Raw genomic sequence first — 4,412 nt, 5'->3', positions numbered from 1 at the left:
CCAAGAAGCAGTAGCCGACCGAACCCCCGCAGCCAGCAGCCCTCTCCCCAACCTCAACTCGAAACGGACATCAACTCTCGAACCGCCCTCTCAGACGCTCCCGGGCTGGCTCAGGAGCCGGAGGAGGGACAGTTGACTCTGTTCTCCTGACCACGGACGCGCGGGCGGGACAAGCACGACGTTGCGGGAGGCTGAGGCGCACGGCCAGGCCGTCGGCGCGGCTTCGTAGGCAGCTGGCGTGAGTTCGAGGGTATCGGCTCGGCCGGGTGATCTTTCGGCTGTCCGCGAATGAGGGCAGGGCCTCTGGTGCAGCTCGTGGTTGTCGAGACCGTTGAGCGGCCGGAGGCCCTGTTGCCGCGGTTCTAATCCCTTGCTCGAGCTGGCTTTAACTTGGCTTCCCTGTAGTGTGATTGCCTCGCCCACATGTACGGGAATGCGAGCGATCGTCCGACCCGGGAGCATCGTTGTCCGTCGGACATGACAGGCGCCGAGTGGGCCGAGGTTCGCGCCGTACTGCCGGTTCCGGGCCGGCTGGGGGACCGGGGCGGACAGCTCGAGGGCTACTGCCACCGGCACATGGTCGACGCGGTTCGCCACCTGGTCGCGGGCGGCATCATGTGGCGGGCGATGCCATCGGACTTCCCCGCGTGGGACCGCGCCTACGCCTTCTTCCGACGCTGCTGAAATTGAACGAGTGGTGTCGGGGGCCGGCCGGGGTCAGCCGTCCCTGATCAGTCCTGTTTGGTTGAGGCATCTGTCGATTAGGTGCGGTCGGTACTGGATCTTCTTCAGGCTCCGCTTGACGGTTTTGGTCAGGTGGTCGAGGTTGACCACGGCAAGGTTCCCGATGGTTCGCTTGACGAGCGACCAGATTCCTTTCTGCGGGTTGAGGTCCGTTGCGTACGAGGGCAGTTGGAAGACCGTCAGCCAGTCCTCGTTCGCGGCGATGAAGTCCTTCATCTGCGGCACAAGGTGGACCGACAGGTTGTCCCGGACGAGCACGATCGGGCCGCCGAGCTGGTAGCGGGCCCGGACGATGAGGTCTCGGTAGTCCTGCCAAGTGAAGCTCTTGCGCTCGCCCTTGCGCGCTCGGTGCAGGCGGACCCTGAAGATCAGCCGGGAGTGCTCGCCGTTCTTGTAGCAGTTCCTCCCGACCATGGGTATCCGTCCGGAGCCCCTGCCCTTCACCTGCACGACTGGAGTGCACCCCACTCGGCCCCAGGTCCTGGCGTGCGGCAGTCTCAGTGTCTGCCCGGCTTCGTCCTCGAAGGCCACCCAGGCTCCCCGAGCCGCCGCAGTGCTTTTACCTGGAGCCACACCTCCTTCCTCCACAATTCGACAGCCGCGTCGTCGCGTTCGATCGCCCGCCGGGCCGGCTGTTGCCGCGCCCAGCCATGGCGTTTGAGTAGGCGCCATGTCCCTTCCAGGTGTAGCTGACGTGGAACATCCGCCCGATCAGCGTCCTCACCTGGGCCAGGGTCCAGCGCTGATCCTCCCAACCATGGGCCAGTGGGCCGCGCTTCAACTCCCGCTCAAGACGGTCGATTTGCGCGTCACTGAGCCTCGGCCGCCCTGGCGATCCCTTCGACTGGACCCCGTCCTGCCCCCGCTCACGCCACTGTCGACACCAGCGTTCAACGGACCGCTCGCTCACCCGCAACGGCCCGGCGATCTCTCTATTCTTCTCCCCACCCTCGAAGCGGACGACGGCCTGCAATCGGATCCGCTCGCGCGCGGCCCTCTCGGCGTCGGCCAAGCCGCAGCCCTGCGTGTATCTCACAACCAACAGCTACCGCAGCCGTCCAGCGCCCGTCAGCCGAACGACCCCGACATCACCCGATCAAGCTCAGTAGTGTGGGTCGATGCACTTGCCGCGCACCGCCTGGCGGGCACGCTGCTATCGGAGTTGCCGCAGCGGTGGGCGCACTCCCAGAGGGTGTTGTCCCAGGCACGGGCGCTGGGGGACGTTGTAGGTGATGACCGCGACTCTCTGGCCGTGGGCGCGATCTTGCGCGATGTGGGTTACGCGGCTGCGGCGGTCGACACGGGCCAGCACATGATCGACGGCGCCCGCCACCTCGCCCTCCTGGGGTGCGCTCCTCTGGTCTGCTCACTCGTGGCCTACCACTCCTCGTCGCAGTGGGAGGCTGCCGAACTGGCTCTGTCGCTGGCCTTGGCGCAGTTCGAGCGCCCTCCGGCCGATCTGTTGGACGCCATCACGTTCTGTGACCTGACGGGCGGACCCGACGGGGAACTGGTGGACGCCACCTCCCGGCTCGACGAGGTGCTTCGCCGCTACGCTCCGGACCACGTCGTCCACCGGGCCGTGTCGGCGGCCCGTCCCGCCCTGCTGGCGATGGTGGCCCGTGCCGAGGTGCGGCTGGCCGCCGGCAGCGGCGGCTAGCCCGCTGGTCGGCATGTGCGTGAACAGGACGGTCCCCGCACACGAGCATGTGCGGGGACCGTCCTCGTGCCGCGGTCAGAGGAGTCTGTAGCGAGCGCAGGTCGGCCCGTATCCGGCCTGCTGGGATAGCCCATCGGTGAGGGGGCGCCCGCACTCCCGGCATGTCGAGGACGGCCCCCCGCTGGTGGGCCGGCACGGCGGGGACGGCGACAAACCTCGGCCGTTCGGCCCGCCGCGGTCGAGGGCGGAGGAGACCAGAGTGGAGATGGCGACGGTCGCGACGGTCGTGGCGATCGGTCCGAGGTGCGGGCGGGCCGCCGCAGCGGCTTTCACGGCCCGTACGCGGACGCGGGCGGCGGTGGTCCGGAAGCGGGATTCCTGCTCCTGCTGGCCGCCGTCGGACGCGGCGACGGGGGCGGTGCGGGGCGTCCACCACCGGTGCGGGGAGTCGTCATTCATACTGCGGCCTTTCGTAGCCTGGGGGTTAGTCAAAGACATTGTGAGGGCTCCCCTTGCGGAACGTGCTGGGCTCCTGGAATTCAGGGGCTCGGACCTCGGCAAGATCTATAAGAGACGGCCTGGCCGATGTAGGGAGCCGGGTCGTTCTCGAATCCGCGGTCCAGGCGGAGCCGCGTCGTCGGGGCGATGTCCAGGTGGTCAAGTTCGGAACGGGGAATCCAGCGGACCTCGAACGACTCCGAGCCGGCCCGCAGCGTGCCGCCGAGGGGCTCTGCGCGCAGTGTGATCGAGATCGAGAACTCCTGACGCACCTCGCCGTCGGAGAACGCGATCACGTGGATGGGGTCGCTGTAGATGCCCACCATGCCGGTCACGCGTCCCGGATGCCGGTCTCCTCCTCGGCTTCGCAGACGGCCGCCTGGGCGATGCTCTCGCCGATCTCCTGGACACCTCCGGGCATCGCCCAGCGTCCGTTGTCGGAGCGGCGCTCCAGCAGCACCTCGCCGTGGTCGTTGAGCACGAAGACGGTGACGGCAGGGACGATCCGCTGGGCCTTCGGGGCGCCGGGGCCGTCGAAGTAGTCGGTGCGGCTCACGGGGTGCTCCTACCCACAGGCGTCTGCGCCGGCTGACGGCATCGACGCAGGGGCGGTCGGGCAGGTGCGACGCCGTTTGCTGAAGGGTCGACAGGTCTTGATCACAGGCAGTAGCTGTGGCGGGGCGGTCGGCCTGGGGACCACTTTGGGGCCACACCTGATGAGCGCCCATGGGCGCCGATGGTTCGAAACGGACACTTGTGCACGAAGCAAACACTGAGCAGCTGTCAGCTCGCTCTGCCATCGCTTCCGTTGAGAAGTCCCAACTCAATTGTGCATCAGAATGATTGAGCAATACGAAGGCCGAAGCTTTGAGGCCTCGACTGTCGACAATAGTTGTACCCCTTGACTTGGGGGTCAAGGGGTCGCAGGTTCAAATCCTGTCGTCTCGACCAGCGTTTTCGCAGGTCGTAGGCCGCTTTCACCGAAAGGTGGAGGCGGCCTTTTTGATGTTTCGTCGGCTGGTGGTCGCAGTGTGGTCCCGGTGGGTTGGCCGGGGTGCTGGTTGGCGATGCTGTGTCGTTTTCCGTGTCTGGTGGGTGGTCAGGCGGGGGTTGTGGGGGATTCGGGTGGCGTGGTGGTCGTGCAGGGCGTTGTGGTCGGCTTGGTCGAGGGCGTGGTTGATGGCGTCGACGGCTTCGCGGACGGCCTGGATGGTCAGGTAGTGGTAGACGTCCACGGTGGTGGAGAAGGTGGAGTGCCGCAGCGTCTTGGAGACGATGGGCAGTGGCACGTGTTCGTCCATGGCGAGGGCGCAGGCGAGGTGGCGCAGGTCGTGGACGCCGGTGACGGGGACGCCGGCTTCGTGGCGGCGGCGGCTCTGGTGATGCAGAAGGCCGGGAGCGAGACGGTCGACGGTGTCCGGCTCACGCGCTACCGCGCCGTCGAGGAGATCGCCACCGTGGCCGCCGGGATCCCGGGTCTCTCCCCGGAGCGCCGCACCGCTCTGGAGCG

General features: G+C 67.5%; 6 protein-coding genes and 3 pseudogenes. 3 read left to right on the top strand and 6 right to left on the bottom strand.

Going from position 1 to position 4,412, the window contains the following annotated elements:
- Nucleotides 1-477: 477 nt before the first annotated feature.
- Nucleotides 478-684 (top strand): transposase, encoded by a 207-nt coding sequence (locus AB0P06_RS36585; protein ID WP_363615281.1) that lies wholly within the window; start codon nt 478-480, stop codon nt 682-684.
- Nucleotides 685-717: 33 nt separating this feature from the next.
- Here AB0P06_RS36585 and AB0P06_RS36580 read toward each other — a convergent pair whose 3' ends face one another.
- From AB0P06_RS36580 to AB0P06_RS36570, 3 genes and pseudogenes are all read right to left on the bottom strand, one after another.
- Nucleotides 718-1,212 (bottom strand): transposase, encoded by a 495-nt coding sequence (locus AB0P06_RS36580; RefSeq protein ID WP_363615285.1) that lies wholly within the window; start codon nt 1,210-1,212, stop codon nt 718-720.
- 29 nt (nt 1,213-1,241) lie between these two features.
- Entirely contained in the window at nt 1,242-1,499 is a 258-nt protein-coding gene (locus AB0P06_RS36575; RefSeq protein WP_363615283.1) for a winged helix-turn-helix domain-containing protein, read from the bottom strand.
- Nucleotides 1,490-1,780: pseudogene (locus tag AB0P06_RS36570) on the bottom strand (helix-turn-helix domain-containing protein); the annotation flags it as partial. The gene AB0P06_RS36575 and the pseudogene AB0P06_RS36570, both read right to left, overlap by 10 nt.
- A gap of 216 nt (nt 1,781-1,996) precedes the next feature.
- On the opposite strand from AB0P06_RS36570, the gene AB0P06_RS36565 reads away from it, so the two are divergent.
- Complete coding sequence (locus AB0P06_RS36565) at nt 1,997-2,404, top strand: phosphohydrolase (protein WP_363615279.1); 408 nt, start codon at nt 1,997-1,999, stop codon at nt 2,402-2,404.
- A gap of 75 nt (nt 2,405-2,479) precedes the next feature.
- On the opposite strand, the gene AB0P06_RS36560 is transcribed toward AB0P06_RS36565, so the two are convergent.
- From AB0P06_RS36560 to AB0P06_RS36550, 3 genes and pseudogenes are all read right to left on the bottom strand, one after another.
- Nucleotides 2,480-2,863, bottom strand: coding sequence for a DUF6011 domain-containing protein (locus AB0P06_RS36560; RefSeq protein ID WP_363615277.1), 384 nt, complete (start codon nt 2,861-2,863; stop codon nt 2,480-2,482).
- 80 nt (nt 2,864-2,943) lie between these two features.
- Nucleotides 2,944-3,458, bottom strand: a pseudogene (locus tag AB0P06_RS36555) (NUDIX domain-containing protein).
- Between the two features lie 421 nt (nt 3,459-3,879).
- A complete protein-coding gene (locus AB0P06_RS36550) occupies nt 3,880-4,191 on the bottom strand; it encodes a hypothetical protein (protein ID WP_363615274.1) in 312 nt (103 codons plus the stop codon).
- Between AB0P06_RS36550 and AB0P06_RS36545 the strand changes: the two are divergent.
- A pseudogene (locus tag AB0P06_RS36545) lies at nt 4,192-4,412 on the top strand (hypothetical protein); the annotation flags it as partial.

The sequence above is a fragment of the Kitasatospora sp. NPDC088351 genome, from assembly GCF_040685575.1.
Taxonomy (GTDB): Bacteria; Actinomycetota; Actinomycetes; order Streptomycetales; family Streptomycetaceae; genus Kitasatospora.
This window is presented reverse-complemented; position numbering and strand designations above follow the sequence as displayed.